This window comes from Pseudorhodoferax sp. Leaf267 (assembly GCF_001422405.1).
Classification (GTDB): Bacteria; Pseudomonadota; Gammaproteobacteria; order Burkholderiales; family Burkholderiaceae_C; genus Pseudorhodoferax.
The window spans coordinates 1,462,220-1,481,268 of the sequence record NZ_LMMV01000001.1; the positions used below are offsets into that span (position 1 = coordinate 1,462,220).

General features: G+C 71.8%; 14 protein-coding genes and 1 pseudogene. 12 read left to right on the plus strand and 3 right to left on the minus strand.

Features of this window, described 5'->3' with window-relative positions; all coding sequences use genetic code 11:
* Positions 1-8 precede the first annotated feature (8 nt).
* Genes ASF43_RS06505 through ASF43_RS06515 form a run of 3 tightly spaced genes read left to right on the plus strand, consistent with a single transcriptional unit; the run spans position 9 to position 2,427 of the window.
* The gene (locus ASF43_RS06505; protein ID WP_056177827.1) at positions 9-1,007 is read left to right on the plus strand and encodes an acyl-CoA dehydrogenase family protein; all 999 of its coding nucleotides are present in this window, start codon (positions 9-11) and stop codon (positions 1,005-1,007) included.
* Complete coding sequence (locus ASF43_RS06510; protein WP_056177828.1) at positions 995-1,756, plus strand: PIG-L deacetylase family protein; 762 nt, start codon at positions 995-997, stop codon at positions 1,754-1,756. Before ASF43_RS06505 ends, ASF43_RS06510 begins: the two co-directional genes overlap by 13 nt.
* Positions 1,753-2,427: a class I SAM-dependent methyltransferase gene (locus ASF43_RS06515; RefSeq protein ID WP_235578147.1), complete on the plus strand. Its 675-nt coding sequence runs from the start codon at positions 1,753-1,755 to the stop codon at positions 2,425-2,427. The genes ASF43_RS06510 and ASF43_RS06515 overlap by 4 nt, the downstream gene beginning before the upstream one ends.
* Positions 2,428-2,440: 13 nt before the next feature.
* On the opposite strand, the gene ASF43_RS06520 is transcribed toward ASF43_RS06515, so the two are convergent.
* Genes ASF43_RS06520 through egtB form a run of 3 tightly spaced genes read right to left on the minus strand, consistent with a single transcriptional unit; the run spans position 2,441 to position 5,041 of the window.
* Positions 2,441-2,722, minus strand: a complete 282-nt coding sequence (locus ASF43_RS06520) for a DUF427 domain-containing protein (RefSeq protein WP_056177830.1) — start codon at positions 2,720-2,722, stop codon at positions 2,441-2,443.
* 28 nt (positions 2,723-2,750) lie between these two features.
* Positions 2,751-3,716: an L-histidine N(alpha)-methyltransferase gene (gene egtD, locus ASF43_RS06525; RefSeq protein ID WP_056178182.1), complete on the minus strand. Its 966-nt coding sequence runs from the start codon at positions 3,714-3,716 to the stop codon at positions 2,751-2,753.
* 8 nt (positions 3,717-3,724) lie between these two features.
* The gene (gene egtB / locus ASF43_RS06530) at positions 3,725-5,041 is read right to left on the minus strand and encodes an ergothioneine biosynthesis protein EgtB (protein WP_082497644.1); all 1,317 of its coding nucleotides are present in this window, start codon (positions 5,039-5,041) and stop codon (positions 3,725-3,727) included.
* Between the two features lie 240 nt (positions 5,042-5,281).
* Between egtB and ASF43_RS06535 the strand changes: the two genes are divergently transcribed.
* The 9 genes and pseudogenes from ASF43_RS06535 to ASF43_RS06575 all read left to right on the plus strand — a co-directional run bounded on the left by ASF43_RS06535 (position 5,282) and on the right by ASF43_RS06575 (position 19,018).
* Positions 5,282-5,719, plus strand: a complete 438-nt coding sequence (locus ASF43_RS06535; protein WP_056177832.1) for a universal stress protein — start codon at positions 5,282-5,284, stop codon at positions 5,717-5,719.
* A gap of 184 nt (positions 5,720-5,903) precedes the next feature.
* On the plus strand, positions 5,904-7,082 hold the full coding sequence (locus ASF43_RS06540) for an efflux RND transporter periplasmic adaptor subunit (protein WP_235578148.1): 1,179 nt from the start codon (positions 5,904-5,906) through the stop codon (positions 7,080-7,082).
* A gap of 12 nt (positions 7,083-7,094) precedes the next feature.
* The gene (locus ASF43_RS06545) at positions 7,095-10,229 is read left to right on the plus strand and encodes an efflux RND transporter permease subunit (RefSeq protein ID WP_056177836.1); all 3,135 of its coding nucleotides are present in this window, start codon (positions 7,095-7,097) and stop codon (positions 10,227-10,229) included.
* 289 nt (positions 10,230-10,518) lie between these two features.
* Complete coding sequence (locus tag ASF43_RS06550) at positions 10,519-13,656, plus strand: efflux RND transporter permease subunit (protein WP_056177838.1); 3,138 nt, start codon at positions 10,519-10,521, stop codon at positions 13,654-13,656.
* Positions 13,638-15,053 carry an efflux transporter outer membrane subunit gene (locus ASF43_RS06555; protein ID WP_056177840.1) on the plus strand — a complete coding sequence of 472 codons (1,416 nt, stop codon included), beginning with the start codon at positions 13,638-13,640 and terminating at the stop codon, positions 15,051-15,053. The genes ASF43_RS06550 and ASF43_RS06555 overlap by 19 nt, the downstream gene beginning before the upstream one ends.
* A complete protein-coding gene (locus ASF43_RS06560; RefSeq protein ID WP_056177842.1) occupies positions 15,050-15,634 on the plus strand; it encodes a GNAT family N-acetyltransferase in 585 nt (194 codons plus the stop codon). Before ASF43_RS06555 ends, ASF43_RS06560 begins: the two co-directional genes overlap by 4 nt.
* Positions 15,635-15,684: 50 nt before the next feature.
* The gene (locus ASF43_RS06565; RefSeq protein WP_056177844.1) at positions 15,685-16,380 is read left to right on the plus strand and encodes a TetR/AcrR family transcriptional regulator; all 696 of its coding nucleotides are present in this window, start codon (positions 15,685-15,687) and stop codon (positions 16,378-16,380) included.
* A gap of 112 nt (positions 16,381-16,492) precedes the next feature.
* Positions 16,493-17,992: an AMP-binding protein gene (locus tag ASF43_RS06570; protein WP_082497645.1), complete on the plus strand. Its 1,500-nt coding sequence runs from the start codon at positions 16,493-16,495 to the stop codon at positions 17,990-17,992.
* Positions 17,993-18,020: 28 nt separating this feature from the next.
* A pseudogene (locus ASF43_RS06575) lies at positions 18,021-19,018 on the plus strand (NAD(P)H-dependent flavin oxidoreductase).
* Positions 19,019-19,049 lie beyond the last annotated feature (31 nt).

The window sequence follows — 19,049 nt, forward strand, 5'->3', positions numbered from 1 at the left end:
CAGCCCACATGCTCGCCCCTGCCGCCAACCCCCTGCCCCCTTCTCCCGGACGCGACACGGCGCAGGCGCTGCAAGCTCTCATCGCCAGCGGCGACGACGACATTCCCCTTCCCGGCAGCGGCCGCACGCTGCAACGCTGGCAGGCGCTGGCCGACGTGGCGCAGCGCGACCTGTCGCTGATCAAGCTGTTCGAGGGTCACACCGATGCGCTGGCCATCCAGGCCGAGCTCGGCGTGCACGCCGCACAAGGCATCTGGGGCACCTGGTGCGCCGAGCCGCCGGATGCGCGGCTGCAATGCAGCGCGCCCGATGCGCAAGGCCGCATCCGGCTGGACGGCCGCAAGGCCTGGTGCTCGGGCGCCCAGCATGTCTCGCATGCCATCGTCAGCGGCTGGAACCCTGCAGGCGAGCCCTGCCTGGCTGCGGTCGCCATGGACCAACCCGGCGTGCGCGTAACCGGCGAAGGCTGGAACGCCGTCGGCATGGCCGGCACCGCCAGCGTGGACGTGTGGTTCGACGGCGCCCAGGCGCTGGCCGTGGGCGCGCCACATGCCTATGTGCAGCGCCCCGGTTTCTGGCATGGCGGCGCCGGCATCGCTGCCTGCTGGTGGGGCGGCGCGGTCGGCATCGGCCGGGTGGTGCTGGCGCAGGCCGCACGCCGCCACGCATCGCCCGACCCGCACCAGAGCGCCCACCTGGGCCAGATCGACATCGCTCTGCGCAGCAGCGCCGCGCTGCTGCGCGAGGCCGCCGCCTGGATCGACGCGCATCCGCAGGCCAATGCGCAGGCCCTGGCCCTGCGCGTGCGCCTGGCCGTCGAGCGCGACGCAGGCCAGGTGCTGTGGCACGCCGGCCGCGCGGTGGGCGCCGGCCCCCTGTGCAAGAACGCGGGCTTTGCGCGTGCCATGGCCGACCTGCCGGTCTTCATGCGGCAAAGCCATGCCGAGAAGGATCTCGCGGCACTGGGTCAACAGATCGACGAGGAACACGACGCATGGACACTCTGAACCCCCGCCATATCGCCGAAGGCGATGGCACCCCCGAGGCCGAATGGCTGGACTGGCTGTGCCGCCAGGCCCTGCCCTGCATGGCCGTCGAAGGCCTGGTCCAGCCGGCCGAGCGCGCCGTCGTCATCGCGCCGCATCCCGACGACGAGGTGCTGGCGGTCGGCGGTGTGATGGCGCAGCTGGCCGGCCTGGGCCGCAGCCTGGCCGTCGTGGCGGTGACCGATGGCGAGGCCAGCCACCCCGGCTCGCCGGCCTGGCCGCCCGCGCGGCTGGCGCAGCAGCGCATCCGCGAAACCGGCGCTGCGCTGCAGGCCCTGGGCGCAGACCCGCTCATGATGCGGCTGGGCCTGCCCGACGGTGGCGTGACCGCGCATGCGGCGCTGCTGACCGACCTGTTGCAGCACCTGCTCATGCCGGGCGACGTGGTGTTCACCACGTGGCGATTCGACGGCCACCCCGACCACGAAGCCACGGCCCTGGCCACGCGCGCCGCGGCCCAGGCCGTGGGCGCCCGCGTGTTCGAGGTGCCGGTCTGGGGATGGCACTGGGCGCCGGTGGGCGACGCGCGCATGCCCTGGTCCAATGCCTGCATGGTGCCGCTCACGCCCGACTCCGTGCGGCGCAAGAACGCAGCCCTGCAGGCCTTCGCCACCCAACTGGAGCCCGATGCCTCCTGCGCCGCGGCGGCGGTGTTGCGCCCCTCCACCGTGCAACGCGCGCAGCGCCCGTTCGAAGTGGTGTTCGCATGAACGATCGGCCCGCCGGCCCCCGGCCTGCGCGCACCGCGGGCGACGCCGAGCCGACCCCTGTGGCCCCGGAGCCGCCCGGCATGCAGGCGCTGTTCGACGACATGTACGCACGCTCGGAGGACCCCTACGGCACGCGCGCGCGCTTTTATGAGCAGCGCAAGCGCGACGTGTTGCTGGCCTGCCTGCCGCGCCCACGCTTTCGCAGCTGCTACGAGCCCGGCTGCGGCAACGGCGAGCTGACGGTCGGCCTGGCTGCGCGCTGCGACGCCCTGCTGTCCGCCGACTTCGCGCCCGCTGCCCTGCGCGCTGCGCGCTCACGGACCGAGCATTTGCCGAACGTCACGCTGGCGCGCCACGCGCTGCCGCAGGACTGGCCGCGCGCGCAGCGCTTCGACCTGATCGTGCTGAGCGAGGTGGGCTACTTCCTGGCGCTGCCGGCGGTGCGGGAGATCGCGCAGTGTTGCGCAAGCGGGCTGGACGAGGACGGCGTGCTCGTCGCGTGCGACTGGCTGCCCGATTTCGACACGCGGGCCACCAGCACGGGTGCCATCCACAGCGAACTGGCCGCCATCGGACTGGTGCCGCTGGTCACGCACGCCGAGGACGATTTCCGGCTCATGGTCTGGTCGCGCGACCCGCGTTCCGTCGCGCAGCGCGAAGGCATTCGCTGAGGGCGCGCCGCGCTCAGGGCGAAATCGCCACGCCCTTCCAGAAGGCGACGCGGTTCTTCACCTCCTCGGCCGCTGGCTTGGGGTCGGCGTAGTACCAGGCGGCGTCGGTGTTGAGCTCGCCGTTGACCAGCAGCGAGAAGTAGCTGGCCTGGCCCTTCCAGGGGCAGGTGGTCTTGTGGTTGCTGAACGTCACGTACTCGCGGTTCAGCGAATCCATCGGGAAGTACTGGTTGCCCTCGACCACCACCAGGTCGTCGCTCTGCGCGATGACCGCGCCGTTCCATATGGCTTTCATGGCCCACTCCTTGAGGTTGTAGCCCCGATCATGCCGGAGCCTGCAGCCAGTGCACGCTGAACAGTGCATTGCGGTCGGTCCACACCGGCCCGGGCTCGAAGCCGGCCTGTCGTGCCAGCGCGCGCAGGCTGTCCACGCTGAACTTGTAGGAGTTCTCGGTGTGCAGCGTCTCGCCCTCCTCGAAGTCGAACACCTGGCCGTCCAGCGTCACCTGCTGCCGCACGCGGCTGAACAGGTGCATCTCGATGCGGCGCTGCGGGCTGTTGTAGAACGCGCCGTGCGCAAATCCATCGAGCGCGAAATCGGTGCCCAGCTCGCGGTTGGCGCGCGCCAGCAGATTCAGGTTGAACGCGGCCGTCACGCCCTGCTCGTCGTTGTAGGCCGCATGCAGCACGGCTGGGTCCTTCACGAGGTCGGCGCCCAGCACCAGGGCGCCGCCGCGCAGCACGCGCGCTGCCATGCGCAGGAAGCGCAGCGCCTGCTCGGGGTTGAAGTTGCCGATGGTCGAGCCCGGGAAGAAGCCCACGCGACGGCCCGCGCCCGGCGGCTTGGCCGGCAGCACCAGGGCCTGCGTGTAGTCACCCACCACGGGCAGCACGGCCAGGCCGGGGTAGTCCAGGCGCAGCCGCGCCGCCGCGGCCTGCAGATGCTCGCCCGAGATGTCGATCGGCAGGAAGCGCACCGGCTGCTCCAGCGCGGCCAGCAGCAGGCGCACCTTGGTCAGCGAGCCGGCGCCGAACTCCACCACCTCGGCCTGCGGGCCGGCCAGGGCTGCGATCTCGGCCGCGTGGCTGCGCAGGATGCCCATCTCGGTGCGCGTGGGGTAGTACTCGGGCAGGTCGCAGATCTCGTCGAACAGCGCCGAGCCCTGCGCGTCGTAGAAATATTTGGGCGAGATGCTGCGCTCGGATGCGGCCAATGCGGCCAGCATGTCACCGCGGAAATCGCGGTCGGCCTCTTCGGGGCGGCCGACCACGCGCAGGGGCGTTGGCATGACGAAACTCATAAAACGGGCTCTCCGAGGTTGGACGATGCGGGGACCAGGTCGCGCGCCAGGCGCAGGCCCGTGAACTGCCAGCGGGCCGCTGGCGGGAAGAAATTGCGGTAGGTCGGCCGCGTGTGGCCGGCCGGTGTGGCCAGGCTGCCGCCGCGCAGCACGATCTGGCCCACCATGAACTTGCCGTTGTATTCGCCGACGGCGCCGGCCATGGGCTTGAAGCCGGGGTAAGGCTCGTAGGCCGAGCGCGTCCACTGCCAGACCTTGCCGGTCATGTCGACCAGGCCGGCGCGGCCGCACGCCGCCTCCCACTCGAACTCGGTCGGCAGCCGCGCACCCGCCCACTCGGCGAACGCCGCGGCCTCATAGAAGCTGAGCTGCGCGACCGGCGCGCTCGGGTCGAGCGGGCGCACGCCCTGCAGGCCGAACACCTGCCAGTCGTCGCTGGGCGCGCGCGGGTCGCCTGCCCCGATCCAGTACGGCGGCGCCTGCCAGCCGCCGGCCTGCACGGCGGCCCATCCGTCGGACAGCCACAGCTCGGGCCGCCGGTAACCGCCGTCGGTGATGAAGCGCGCGTATTCGCCGCAGTTGACGAGCCGGTCGGCGATCTCGTAGGCCGGCAGCAGCCGGCGGTGGCGCGGGCCTTCGTTGTCGAACGCAAAGCTGCCGGGCGCCGCGGCATGGCCGACCTCGACGATGGCCTCGTGGCAGGGCAGCCAGCGCAGCGGCGTGCTGTTGCTGGCCAGCCGCAGCACGGGTGGCTCGGCCGGGGCATAGGCCGGCAGCAGCGGGTTGCAGGAGAAGGCGTGCAGCAGGTCGGTGAGCAACAGCTCCTGGTGCTGCTGCTCGTGGTGCAGGCCCAGCGTGACCAGGTCGGCGACACGGGCCCACACCCCATCGTCCGCCTCGCGGATGAACGTCTGCATGGCCGCGTCCACATGTGCGCGGTAGTCCATGACCTGCTGTGCCGAGGGCCGCGTGAGCAGGCCGCGCTGTGCACGCGGATGGCGCGGGCCCAGGGCTTCGTAATACGAGTTGAACAGGAAGAAGAAGCGCTCGTCGAACGGCAGATAGTGCGGCACATGCGGGCGCAGCACCACGGCCTCGAAGAACCACGTCACATGGGCCAGGTGCCACTTGGCCGGGCTGGCGTCCGGCATGGACTGCACGCACTGGTCCTCTGGCGAGAGCGGTGCGGCCAGGGCCTGGGTATGCGCACGGACCTGGGCAAAGCGCTCTGCCAGCTCGTGCCGTCCGGGGGGGATCGCGTCAGGGTCAGCCGTTGCGCTGGCCCGGTCGGACGGCGCGGGGATTGGATGCATGCGAGGGTCTCGTGTCTTTCTTGTATCGATTCTTGTGCGGTAGGTCGCGTAGAGCAGCCACGATACGGGTTGTCGCCGCGCAGTGCACGTCCCTGCACCGCAGCAGCCGGGGTCGGCCGGCTTCAGGCGCCGGCGCAGGACGAGTCCTACACCCCATCGCCGGCAAGGGCATTCACCGATTCGACGCCATGCCCGCGCCTGCCTAGACTCGCCCGGCACGACTTCCTTGGGAGAACCGACATGTACAAGCGCATCCTGCTCGCCTATGACGGATCCGAAGCCGGCCAGAAGGCCTTGCTGGACTGCGGCGACCTGGCCAACCTGAGCGGCGCCGAGCTGTCGTTGATCGCGGTCATGCCGCTGCACATGGGCTCGATCGGCCTGGAGGTCGGCGTCTACGACCAGGCAGCCGAGGAACGCGAGCGCGAGCGCTATCAGGCCATCCTGAACGCCGGTCTTGCGCGGCTGAGCGCCGCGGGCCACAAGGTGAGCGGCGAACTCGTGGCCGGCGACTCGGTCAGCGAGATCACGCGCGCCGCGAAGAAGATCGACGCCGACCTCATCGTCGTGGGCCACAAGCACCTGGAAGGCTGGGCCGCGCGCTGGTGGCAGGGCGCGATCTCCGGCGCGCTGATCGAGCATGCGCATTGCAGCGTGCTGGTGTCGATCATCCGCTAGTCCATCGCCCGGTCGGCCCGCTGCTGCCGTACAACCCGTCGCACCGAACGATACTGCGGCCCTGCCGTTGCAGGGCCGTGGTCGCGGCGGTCGGCAGCGCGCGCGTGTTCCATTTTTGCCAGCCTCCATGCTCCATCCGGACGACAGCCTTCACGCCCCCTCCCGCAGCCCCTGGCCCCGGCGCATGCTCTGGCTTGTCGCGCTGGCGCTGCTCGGCCTGCTGGGCTGGTATTTGTTCCAGCGCACCACGGCCAAGGTCGAGCCGCCGCGCCCCGGGCCCTGGGGCGGCCCGGTCGCCGTGCGCGTGGAAGTGGCGCGGACCGAAGACTTCACCGTGCAGGCGCGCGCCATCGGCACCGTCACGCCGTTCAACACGGTCACCGTGCGCAGCCGCGTGGACGGCCAGCTCGCGCGCGTGCTGGTGCAGGAGGGGCAGAAGGTCGCCAAGGGCCAGCTGCTGGCCGAGATCGACCCCGAGCCGCTGCGCGTGGCGCTGGCCCAGGCGCAGGGCCAGCAGCAGCAGAACCAGGCCCAGCTGCAGAACGCGCAGAGCGAGCTGGCGCGCTACCAGGGCCTGTTCAAGCAGGACGCCATTGCGCGCCAGCAGCTCGACCGCCAGCAGGCGCTGGTGCAGCAGCTGCGCGGCACGCTGCAGTCCGACCAGGCGCAGGTCGACAACGCCAAGCTGCAGCTTTCCTACACGCGCATCCTGGCACCGATTGCCGGCCGCGTGGGCCTGCGCCGGGTGGACGCCGGCAACCTGCTGACGGCCAACGATGCGAACGGCCTGTTCACGCTGCTGCAGACGCAGCCCGTGTCGGTGGTGTTCAACGTGCCCGAGCCGCAGGTGGCCGCCGTGCGCGCCGCGCATGCCGGCCGCGCTGCGCCGCTCGCCGAGGCCTGGGACCGCGACGGCCGCACGCAGCTGGCGACGGGCCGGCTCGACACGCTGGACAACCAGATCGACATCGCCACCGGCACACTCAAGCTCAAGGCGCGCTTCGAGAATGCCGACGATGCGCTGTTCCCCAACCAGTTCGTCAACGTGCGCCTGGCGCTGCAGCGCCTGCCGGGCGCCGTGACCATCCCGACCGACGCCGTGCAGCACGGCTCGCGCGGCAGCTATGTGTATGTGGTGGCCGATGGCAAGTCGCATGTGCGCGTGCTGACGCTGGGGCCTGCCAGCGGCGGTCGCACGGTGGTCATCAGCGGACTGGCGGCCGGCGAGCCCGTGGTGCTCGAGGGCCTGGACCGGCTGGACGAAGGCAAGGCCGTGGTCGTGGTCGACACGCCGGCCCTGCCCGCCGCGTCGCCGCTGGCAGCGCCGGCCGACGCTGCCTCGGCCCCGGCCGCAGCGCGCTGAACGGGGCCGGGCATGGCGCTGTCTTCCTCCATCTCGCGCCCTTTCATCCTGCGGCCGGTGGCGACCTCGCTGCTGATGCTGGCCGTGCTGATCGCCGGCCTGCTGGCCTGGCGCCAGCTGCCCGTGGCCGCGCTGCCGCAGGTGGACTACCCGGTGATGCAGGTCTTCACCTTCCAGCCCGGCGCCAGCCCGGACGTGACGGCGCGCACCGTCACCGCGCCGCTGGAGCGCCGGCTGGGGCAGATCCCTGGGCTCACGCAGATGTCGTCCACGAGCTCCGGCGGCGCCTCGGTCATCACGCTGAAGTTCGCGCTGCAGGTGGACCTGGGCGTGGCTGAGCAGGATGTGCAGGCCGCGATCCAGACCGCCAGCAGCCTCTTGCCCGCCGACCTGCCCACCCCGCCCATCTACCGCAAGGTGAACCCGGCCGACACGCCCATCCTCACGCTGGCCATCAGCTCGGCGACCTTGCCGCTGCCGCGCGTGGTCGACCTGGTGGACACGCGCGTGGCGCAGAAGCTCTCGCGCCTGCCCGGCGTGGGCCTGGTCAGCCTGGCCGGCGGCCAGCGCCCCGCCATCCGCGTGCAGGCCAACAGCCGCGCGCTGGCAGCCAACGGCCTGGGCATGGAGCAGTTGCGTACGGCGATTGCCGCGGCCAACAGCAACCAGCCCAAGGGCAGCTTCGACGGCGCCACGCGCAGCACCATGCTGGACGCGAACGACCAGCTGCGCACGGTGGAGGAATACCGGCGCCTGATCGTGGCCTGGAAGGACGGCGCGCCGCTGCGCCTGGCCGACGTGGCCCAGGTGGGCGACGGCGCCGAAGACCGCTTCCTCGCCGCCTGGGCCGGCATGGCCTGCGCCGACGGCCAGGCCCAGGGCTGCGGCGTGATGCCGGCCGTGCTGCTGAACATCCAGCGCCAGCCCGGCGCCAACGTGATCGACGTGGCAGAGCGCGTGCGCACGCTGCTGCCGCAGCTCACGGCCACGCTGCCGGCCGCCGTGCAGGTGCAGGTGGTGTCCGACCGCACGGAGAGCATCCGCGCCTCGGTGCGCGACGTGCAGAAGGAGCTGCTGTTCGCCATCGGCCTCGTGGTGCTCGTGACCTTCGTGTTCCTGCGTACGCTGCCGGCCACCATCATCCCCAGCGTGGCCGTGCCGCTGTCGCTGGTGGGCACCTTCGCGGCCATGCACCTGCTGGGCTATTCGCTGAACAACCTGTCGCTGATGGCGCTCACGATCGCCACCGGCTTCGTGGTCGACGACGCCATCGTGATGCTGGAGAACATCGCGCGCCACCGCGAGGACGGCCTGCCGCCCATGCAGGCGGCGCTCAAGGGCGCGGGCGAGATCGGCTTCACGCTGGTGTCGCTCACGGTGTCGCTGGTGGCGGTGCTGATCCCGCTGCTGTTCATGGGCGACGTGGTGGGCCGGCTGTTCCATGAGTTCGCGGTGACGCTGGCCGTGGCCATCGGCATCTCGCTCGTGGTGTCGCTGACCCTCACGCCCATGATGGCCGCGCGCATGCTGCGCCAGGCCCCGCACACGCACGACAAAGGCGACTGGCTGGACGGCACGATCGCCCGCTATGCCGTCGCGCTGGACTGGGTGCTGGCGCGCCAGCCGCTCGCGCTGCTGGCCATGGCCGCCACGCTGGCGCTGACGGCCCTGCTCTACCTGGCCGTGCCCAAGGGCTTCTTTCCAGTGCAGGACTCGGGCGCCGTCCAGGTCGTGACCGAGGCACCGCAGACCGTCTCGTTCGCCGCCATGGCCGAGCGCCAGCAGGCACTGGCCGCGGCGCTGCTGCAGCAGGCACCGGTGCAGAGCATCTCGTCCTTCATTGGCGTGGACGGCAACAACGCCACCATGAACAGCGGCCGCATGCTGCTCACGCTGGCGCCGCACGCCGCGCGCAGCGTGTCGGCGCAGCAGCTCATCGCCGACCTGCGCGAACGCGCGGCCCGCGTGCCCGGCATCACGGCCTGGTTCCAGCCCGTGCAGGAGCTCAGCCTGGAAGACCGCATCAGCCGTACGCAGTACCAGTTCACGCTGAGCTCGCCCGACGCGTCACTGCTCGCCACCTGGACACAGACCGTGCTGGACGCGCTGCGCCAGCGGCCCGAGCTGATCGACGTGGCCAGCAACCTGCAGCGCGATGGCCTGCAGGCCTATGTGGAGATCGACCGCGACGCGGCCTCGCGCCTGGGCCTGCGCGTGAGCGACGTGGCCTCGGCCCTGCAGAGCGCGTTCGGCCAGCGCCAGGTCAGCACCATGTTCACGCAGGCCAGCCAGTACCGCGTGGTGCTGGAGAGCGACGACGCGGCCGGTGGCGGCCTGCGCGCGCTGGAAGGCATCTTCGTCACGCCGGCCGGCACCGCAGGCAGCCCGGCGGCCACGCCCGTGCCGCTGGCCGCCGTGGCGCGCGTGAGCCAGCGCCTGGCGCCGCTGGCCATCGACCACCAGGGCCAGTTCCCGGCCGTCACGCTGTCGTTCAACCTCGCGCCCGGGCATTCGCTGGGCGAGGCCGTGGCCGCCATCGAGGCGGTGCGTGACGCCGTGGCCCTGCCGGTCTCCGTCGAGCTGGCGTTCCAGGGCGCGGCCGAGGCCTTTCGCAGCTCGCTGGCCAACACGCTGTGGCTGGTGCTCGCGGCGGTGGTGGTGATGTACCTGGTGCTGGGCATGCTGTATGAAAGCGCGGTACACCCGCTGACCATCCTGTCCACGCTGCCGTCCGCCACGGTGGGCGCGCTGGCCGCGCTGCTGCTGATGGGCCGGCCGCTGGACCTGATCGCCGTGATCGGCGTCGTGCTGCTGATCGGCCTCGTGAAGAAGAACGGGATCATGATGGTGGACTTCGCGCTGGACGCGCAGCGCCGCCTCGGCATGAGCCCGCACGAGGCCATCCGCCGCGCCGCGCTGCTGCGCTTTCGCCCCATCCTCATGACCACGCTGGCCGCGCTGTTCGGCGCCGTGCCGCTGATGCTGGCGGCCGGCTCGGGGGCGGAGTTGCGGCAACCGCTGGGCATCGTGATGGTGGGCGGGCTGATCGTGAGCCAGGTGCTGACGCTGTTCACGACGCCCGTGGTGTATCTGGCGTTCGACCGGATCGGCAGGCGCCGGGCGGCGCGCAAGGGGCAGGTGGCATGAGGCTGCTGCGACTGATCCACCGCTGCTGGCCCTCACCCCAGCCCTCTCCCAGCGGGAGAGGGAGCAAAGTCACGCATGCGCGCGGCCAGGCTCCCTCGCCCCTTTGGGGAGAGGGTTGGGGTGAGGGGCCGCGGCCTGGGCAAGCGCCGCGCCTTATCCACCGCCGCCCGCCCTCACCCCAGCCCTCTCCCAGCGGGAGAGGAAGCAAATTCAGGCATGCGCGCGGCCAGGCTCCCTCGCCCCTCTGGGGAGAGGGTTGGGGTGAGGGGCAGCGGCCCGGGCACGCGCCATGAACTCCCTCGCCCGCTTCTTCATCCACCGCCCGGTGGCCAGCGTCATGCTCGCCATCAGCATCGTGCTCGCCGGCCTGCTGGCCTGGCGGCTGCTCCCCGTCGCACCTCTGCCCCGCGTGGACTTCCCGGTCATCGAGGTGCGCGCCAACCTGCCCGGCGCCAGCCCCGAGAGCATGGCTGCCACCGTGGCCGGCCCGCTCGAACGCGCGCTGGGCAGCATCGCCGGCGTGACCAAGCTGCAGTCCAGCAGCAACCAGGGCTCGGCCCGCGTCACGCTGGAATTCGACCTGAACCGCGACATCGACGAGGCTGCGCGCGAAGTGCAGGCGGCCATCAACGCGTCGCGCAGCCAGCTGCCCTCGGGCATGTCCGAGAACCCCAGCTACGTGAAGGTGAACCCCTCGCAGGCACCCATCATGGCGCTGGCGCTCAGCTCGCCGCGGCTGCCGCCCTCGGCGCTGTACGACAACGCGTCCACCGTGCTGGCGCAAAAGCTCGCACAGGTCGTGGGCGTGGGCGAGGTGCGGGTCGACGGCTCCTCGCTGCCGGCCGTGCGCGTGCAGATCACGCCCGAGGCCCTGTCGCACCGTGGCATGTCGCTGGAGGACGTGCGCCGCGCCATTGCCGACGCCAACGCCTGGCGCCCGCTGGGCCAGGTCGAGCACGACGCGCAGCGCTGGCAGATCGCGCTGTCCTCGCCGCTGCGCACGGCGGCCGACTTCGCGCAGCTCGTCGTACGGCGCCAGGGCGATGCCGTGGTGCGGCTGGCCGACGTGGCCCAGGTCACCGACTCGGTGGAGAACCGCTACACCAGCGGCTACCACAACGACCGCCCGGCCGTCGTGCTGCTGGTCAGCCGCCGCGCCGACGCCAACATCGTGCAGACCATCGACGCCATCCACGCGCAGATGCCGCAGCTGCGCGCGCTGCTGCCGGCTGACGCCTCGCTGCGCGTGGTGATGGACCGTTCGCCCGGCATCCGCGCCACGCTGAAGGAGGCGCAGTTCACGCTGGCGCTGTCGTGCCTCCTGGTCATGGCCGTGGTGTGGATGTTCCTGGGCAGCCTGCGCACGGCCATGATCCCGGCGCTGGCACTGCCCGTGTCGCTGATCGGCGCGTTCGCCGTCATGTGGTGGCAGGGCTTCTCGCTGAACAACCTGTCGCTGATGGCGCTGATCGTGGCTGCCGGCCTGGTGGTGGACGACGCCATCGTGGTCATGGAGAACATCCAGCGCCACATCGAACGCGCGCGCGCCGCGCAGGCCGCCGCCGGGCTGCGCGAGGTGGGCCGGCGCACGGTCTGGCGCGCCGCCTTGCGCGGCGCAGGCGAGGTCGGCTTCACGCTGCTGGCCATGAACCTGGCGCTGATCGTGGTCTTCGTGTCCACGCTGTTCATGGGCGGCGTGGTCGAGCGGCTGTTCCGCGAGTTCTCGATCACGCTGGCCGCCGCGATGGTGATCTCGCTGGCCGTGTCGGTCACGCTCACGCCCGCGCTGTGCGCGCACGGCCTGCCCGCCGGGCGCGCGGCCGGCCCCGGCAAGAGCTTCTTCATGGCCATGTTCACGGAGCTGCAGGCCGGCTACGGCCGCAGCCTGGCGTTCGCGCTGCGCCACGGCGTGCTCACGCTGCTGATCCTGGCCGCCACCGTGGCGCTGAACGTGTGGCTCTACGTCGACATCCCCAAGGGCATGCTGCCGCGCCAGGACACGGGCCAGCTCGGCGGCTTCGTGCGCGGCGACGACGGCTTTTCGTTCCAGGTCATGCAGCCCAAGGTCGAGGCCTACCGGCGCCTGCTGGTGGCCGACCCGGCCGTGGCCGACGTGACCGGCTCCAGCGGCGGGCGCGGCGGCATCAGCAACTCGTGGTTCCGCATCCGGCTCAAGCCCCTGGCCGAGCGCGGCGAGCCGGCCGAGGCCGTCACCGCGCGGCTGCGTGCCAAGGCGCCCAAGATACCGGGCGGCGTGCTGATCGTGTGGATCGACCAGGACATCCGCCTGTCCAGCCAGGGCGGCGAGGGCGAATACCTGTACGTGATGCGCTCGGACTCGCTGGCCGACCTGCGGCGCTGGACCAAGCCCGTGGGTGAGGCGCTGCGCCAGCTGCCCGAGCTGGTGGACGTGGACGTGCCGGGCGGCGAGGACACGCAGCAGGTCACGCTGGAGGTGGACCGCGAGGCCGCGCGCCGGCTGGGCGTGCGCATGGACACCATCGCATCGGTGCTCAACAACGCGTTCTCGCAGCGCCAGGTGGCCACGCTGTACGACGCGCTGAACCAGTACCGCGTGGTCATGGAGCTGGACCCGCGCGCCGCGGGCGAGCCGGCCGCACTGGAGGACGTGCAGGTGCTGACGGACGCGGGCCAGCGCGTGCCGCTGTCGGCGATTGCCAAGTGGCGCTACACGCTCACGACCGACCGCGTGTTCCACGACAGCCAGTTCGCCGCCGTGGGCATCGGCTACGGCCTGGCGCCAGGCGTGACGCTGCAGCAGGCCCAGCAGGCGATCCAGCGCGCCACCAACGGCCTGATGCTGCCGGCAAGCATCTACGCCGGCGAGCGCACCGACGACGCCACCAGCCTGAAGGAGACGCTGCGCCGCCAGCCGTGGCTGCTGGCGGGCGTGCTGGTCACCGTCTACCTGGTGCTGGGCATCCTGTACGAGAGCACGCTGCACCCGCTGACCATCCTGTCCACCCTGCCCTCGGCCGGCGTGGGCGCGCTGCTGGCACTGCGCCTGTCCGACACCGATTTCACCCTGATCGCGCTGCTGGGCCTGTTCCTGTTGATCGGCGTGGTCATGAAGAACGCGATCCTGATGATCGACTTCGCCCTGAGCGCCGAGCGCGCACGCGGCCTGGCGCCGCGCGATGCGATCTTCGAGGCCGCGCTGCGCCGGCTGCGCCCCATCCTGATGACCAACCTGGCGGCGCTGCTGGGTGCCGTGCCGCTGGTCATGGGGCTGGGCGAGGGCTCGGAGATGCGGCGCCCGCTGGGCATCGCCATCATCGGCGGCCTGGCCGTGAGCCAGCTGCTCACGCTCTACACCACGCCCGTGGTCTACCTGTACCTCGAACGGCTGCGCCAGCGCTTCCTGCGCCCTGCCACGACACCGACGACATGCGCTCCACGACCCTGATCCCCCGACTTGCGCTGTGCACCCTGCCCTGGCTGCTGGGCGCCTGCGCCACCGGCCCCGACCACCGGGCACCCGAGATCGCACTGCCGCAGGCGTTCCGCCACGAGGCCGGCTGGCAGGCGGCGCAGGCCGCCACCGTGCCGTTGCAGCCCGACTGGTGGGCCGCCTACGGCGACCCGGTGCTGGCCGGCCTGCTGGCCCAGGTGGCGCAGGCCAACCCCACGCTGGCCCAGGCCGAGGCGCGCTGGCGCCAGGCCCTGGCCCAGGTCGATGCGGCGCGTGCGCTGGGCCTGCCGCAGCTGGGCGCCAGCGCCGCGGCCAGCCGCAGCGGCGGTGGCAACAGCAGCACCGGCACGGGCCGCCTGTACACGGCCGGGTTGGACCTGGCCTGGACGCCCGACCTGTGGGGCCGTGTCGCACGCGAACGCGAGGCCGCCGGCGCGGGCGTGCAGGCTGCCGACGCGCTGGTCGCCGCCGCGCGCCTGGCGCTGCAGCTGGCGGCCGCCCAGGGCTACGTGCGGCTGCGCGCGCTGGACCAGCACCTGGCGCTGCAGGCCCAGGCGGAGACCGCCTACGCGCGCTCGCTGCAGCTCACGCGCTACCAGTACGAGGCCGGCATCGTCGCGCGCGCCGACGTGATCCAGGCCGAGACACAGCTGCAGTCGCTGCGCACGCAGGTGTTCTCCATCGGCCGCCAGCGCGCGCTCGAGGAAAACGCGCTCGCCACGTTGGCCGGCACCACGCCGGCGCAGCTGCGCATCGCCGCACGCGACGCCGCGCTGCCGCCCGTGCCCGCGATCCCCGCCGGCGTGCCGGCGGCGCTGCTGCTGCGCCGCCCCGACATCGCCGCGGCCGAGCGCCTGGTGGCCGCGGCCAACGCGCGCATCGGCGTGGCCCGGACCGCGTGGCTGCCCGACCTCACGCTGTCGGCCAGCGGCGCGCTGCAGTCGGGCAGCCTGGGCCGCTGGCTGCAGGCGCCCGCGCGCGTCTGGGCGCTGGGGCCCAGCCTGGCCGCCAACTTGTTCGACGGTGGCACGCGCCGGGCCGCCGAGGCCCAGGCCTGGGCCGTGCATGACGAGCAGGCCGCGGCCTGGCGCGCCGCCGTGCTGCAGGCCGTGCGCGAGACCGAGGACGCGCTCGTCGCGCTGGCTTCGCTCACTGCGCAGGACCAGCAGCAGCAGCGCCTGGTGGCGCTGGCCACCGACAACGAGCGCGTGGTCACCTACCGCTACGAGGCCGGCGAGATCAGCTTCCTGGAAGTGGCGACCGCGCAGAACCTGGCCCTCACCAGCCGCCGCGCGGCGCTCGACGTGCAGGCCGAGCGGCTGACCGCCAGCATGCAACTCATCGCCGCGCTCGGCGGCGGATGGCAGATGCAGGGAACAATGGCGCCATGACCGCATCCCCGCCCCCCCCGACAACGATTCCTCGCGACATTGCGCCCGCCCTGCGCACGGGCCGCCTGCTGCTGCGCCGCGCCCGCGCCGGCGACGGCCAGGCGATCCACGAAGCCGTCGTCGAAAGCCTGGACGACCTGCGCGCCTGGCCGGCCTCGCTGCCCTGGGCCCGGGCCGAGCCCTCGGTCGCCGCGTCCGAAGCCTTTGCGCGCGAGAGCGAAGCCGCCTTCGCCGCGCGCACGACGCTGACCTATTTCGCGTTCAATGCCGAGGGCCGCTTCGTCGCCAGCACCAGCCTGCAGAACATCGACTGGTCCGTGCCCCAATTCGAGGTGGGCTTCTGGTGCCGGACGAGCAGCCACCGCAAAGGCTATGGCCAGGAGGCGGTGGGCGCGCTGGTGCAGTACGCGCTGACAGGCCTGGACGCGCGCCGCGTCTACAGCCTGACCGATGCGCGCAACACCGCCAGCCGCGCGCTGTGCGAACGCGTGGGCCTGCAGTTCGAAGGCGTGCTGGAGCACGAGCGGGCAGACCCGCAGGGCGTGCTGCGCGACACCTGTGTCTATGCCGTGACACGCTGACCGAGGACGCTGCCCCGGACAAGGCCGAGCCCACGCCCACGACGCCCCGCATGACCCCACCGCCCCCCAGCCCCAGGCGCAAGCCGCCCGCCAAGGCCCGTGCCAAGCCCGAAGGCCAGTGGCACCACGGCGACCTGCGCGCCTCGCTGATCCTGTGGGGTACGCACCTGCTGGACACCGAGGGCATCGCCGGCATGAGCATGCGCGCCGCGGCCAAGCTGGCCGGTGTGTCCCAGGGTGCGCCGGCCCACCACTTCCAGGACCGCAACGGCCTCCTGGCCGCCATCGCCGCGCAGGCCTTTCGCGACATGGGTGCACTGCGGCACAGGCGTCTGGCTGCCATCGACGCCGGTGACGCGCAGGGCCGCCTGCGCGCCGTGATGCTGGCCTACGTGGAGTTCGCGCAGGCGCACCCCGCGCGCTTTCATCTGATGTTCGGCCCTCAGATCGAGCGGCGCCAGGACTACCCGGAGCTGGTCGAGGCCGGCTCCACCTCGTTCCAGCTGCTGCGCAGCGTGGTCGCGCCGCTAGCCCCGCCCGGCCATGCCCAGGCCCTGGACGAAGAGCAACTGTCGTTCGCGATCTGGGCCGCCACGCACGGCCTGGCCACCTTGAGCGTGCACAACCTGCGCCTGCCCCTCGTCGGCACGCAGCGCCCCGGCGCGCAGCAGTTCGCCGACATGGTGGTGCGCTTCTGCCTGGCCGCGCTGGGCGTGCCGCAGCCGGCCGACGCACCCCCACGCTGAAACACGCGCGACAGCAGCGCGCGCCAACCCGCTTGCGCATCGCCCGGCCGGCTGCTAGAGTGCCGCCAACTAGACAGTGACTAGTTAAGGCACCCACGCCGCAGGAGACAGGATGATCCCGACCCTCGTGTTCGCCGAACGCGACCATTCCCCCGACTGGATGCAGCAGGAGGTGCAGCGCGTGCTGGCCGGGCTGCATGTGCTGCAGTGCCAGCAGGGCGACACCATCGCCGTGATGCTGCGCAACAGCCCTGCCTACGTGGCCGTGGTGCTGGCCTGCCGACAGGCCGGGCTGTACCTCGCGTCGATCAACTGGCATTTCAAGGCGCTGGAGGCCCGGCACATCCTGCAGGACAGCGGGGCGCGTGCGCTGTTCGTGCATGACGACCTGCTGCAGGCCGTCGCATCCGGCGTCCCCGATGGCGTGGCCGTGGTGCCCGTGCCCGCGGACGCGAGCGACGACGCCTCCACCGCCTGGGCGCGCTTCGGCCTCGGCCTGCCCGCCATGCCGCCGCGCACGGGCTTCGCGCACGGTGCCATCGCCTACACCTCGGGCACCACCGGCAAGCCCAAGGGCGTGCGCCGCATCGCCGCGCCCGCCGGCCGGGCCGCCGCCATGGAACAGCAGCTGCAGCAGGTGAGCGGCATCGTCTACGGCACCGGCGAGCACATCGTGGCCTACCTGGCCGCGCCGATCTACCACAGCGCGGCCATGGGCTACCTCACGCACTTCAGCCGCCTGGGCGCCAGGCTGGTGCTGGAGCCGCGCTTCGACGCCGAGAAGACACTGGCGCTGATCGAGCGCCACCGCATCACGCATGCCTACCTCGTGCCCACCATGTTCCAGCGCCTGCTGGCCCTGCCGCCCGCCGTGCGCGCGTGTTACGACCTGTCTTCGCTGCAGCACGTGGCGTCCACGGGCTCGCCCTGCGCCGTGCCGCTCAAGCAGGCCATGATCGACTGGCTGGGCCCCATCGTGACCGAGGCCTACGGCTCCAGCGAGGCCGGCTACACCACCTTCGCCACCGCAGACGAATGGCAGCGCCACCCCGGCTCGGCCGGCCGGCCGCTGCCGCATGCCGAGGTGCGTATCCTGGACGACGCAGGCCAGCCGCTGCCGGCTAACGCCATCGGCCTGATCTACGTGCGCCAGCATGCCGTGCCCGACTTCAGCTACATCAACCGGCCGGAGTCGCGCGCCGCCATCGAGCGCGACGGCTTGATCACGCTGGGCGACATGGGCTACCTGGATGAAGACGGCTTCCTCTACATCTGCGACCGCAAGGCCGACATGGTGATCTCGGGCGGCGTGAACATCTATCCGGCCGAGATCGAGTCCGTGCTGCAGACCATGCCCGGCGTGGCCGACTGCGCGGTGTTCGGCATCCCCGACGCCGAGTTCGGCGAAGCGCTGGCTGCGGCCGTGCAGCCCGTGGACGGCAGTGTGCTGGAGCCGGCCGACGTGCAGGCCTTCCTGCGCGAGCGCATCGCCAACTACAAGGTGCCGCGCCTGGTCGAGATGCACGCCGCGCTGCCGCGCGAGGACACCGGCAAGATCTTCAAGCGCCGGCTGCGCGAGCCGCACTGGGCGCAGCAGCAGCGCGCCATCTGATTCCTCCCTCCTGCACCGAAAGACCCTCATGAGCCTGCCCAACATCCTGTCGCAACGCCTGCGCCTGCCCGTGGTGGCGTCGCCGCTGTTCATCATCTCCAACCCCGAGCTCGTGATCGCGCAGTGCCAGGCCGGCATCGTCGGATCGTTCCCGGCGCTGAACGCGCGCCCGGCCGAGGCGCTGGAGCAGTGGCTGGACCGCATCACGCAAGAACTGCCGCGCACGACCGTGCCCACCCCGACCGGCCCAGCGCGCCGTTCGCCGTGAACCAGATCGTGCACCGCTCCAACGACCGGCTGGAGCACGACATGGAGGTCTGTGTGCGCTACAAGGTGCCCATCGTCATTACCTCGCTGGGCGCGCGCCGCGAGATCAACGATGCAGTGCACAGCTACGGCGGCATCGTGCTGCACGATGTGATCGACAACAACTTCGCGCGCAAGGCCATCGACAAAGGCGCCGACGGCTTGATCGCCGTGGCCGCCGGCGCGGGCGGCCATGCAGGCACGCAGTCGCCCTTCGCGCTGGTGCAGGAGATCCGCCAGTGGTTCGACGGCCCGCTGCTGCTGTCGGGCGCCATCGCCAACGGCCGCGCCATCCTGGCCGCCCAGGCCATGGGCGCCGACCTGGCCTACATCGGCTCGGCCTTCATCGCCACGCAGGAGGCCAACGCGGTCCCCGGCTACAAGCAGATGATCACCGAGTGCTCGGCGCGCGACGTGGTGCACACCAACCTCATCACCGGCGTGCACGGCAACTATCTCAAGCCCTCGCTCGTCAACGCCGGCCTGGACCCGGACAACCTGCCCACCAGCGACCCGACGCAGATGAACTTCGGCTCCGACCGGCAAAAGCCCAAGGCCTGGAAAGACATCTGGGGCTGCGGCCAGGGCATCGGCGTGCTGGACAGCATTCCAACCGCGGGTGCGCTGGTGGAGCGGCTGGCGGCGGAGTACCGGGCGGCACGGGGGGCGTTGTTGGGGGCGGGGCAAGCGGTGGCGGCGCACGAGGCTGAGACGGCGTAAGCGGGACACGGCAGGTCGCACGTCCCCGCCC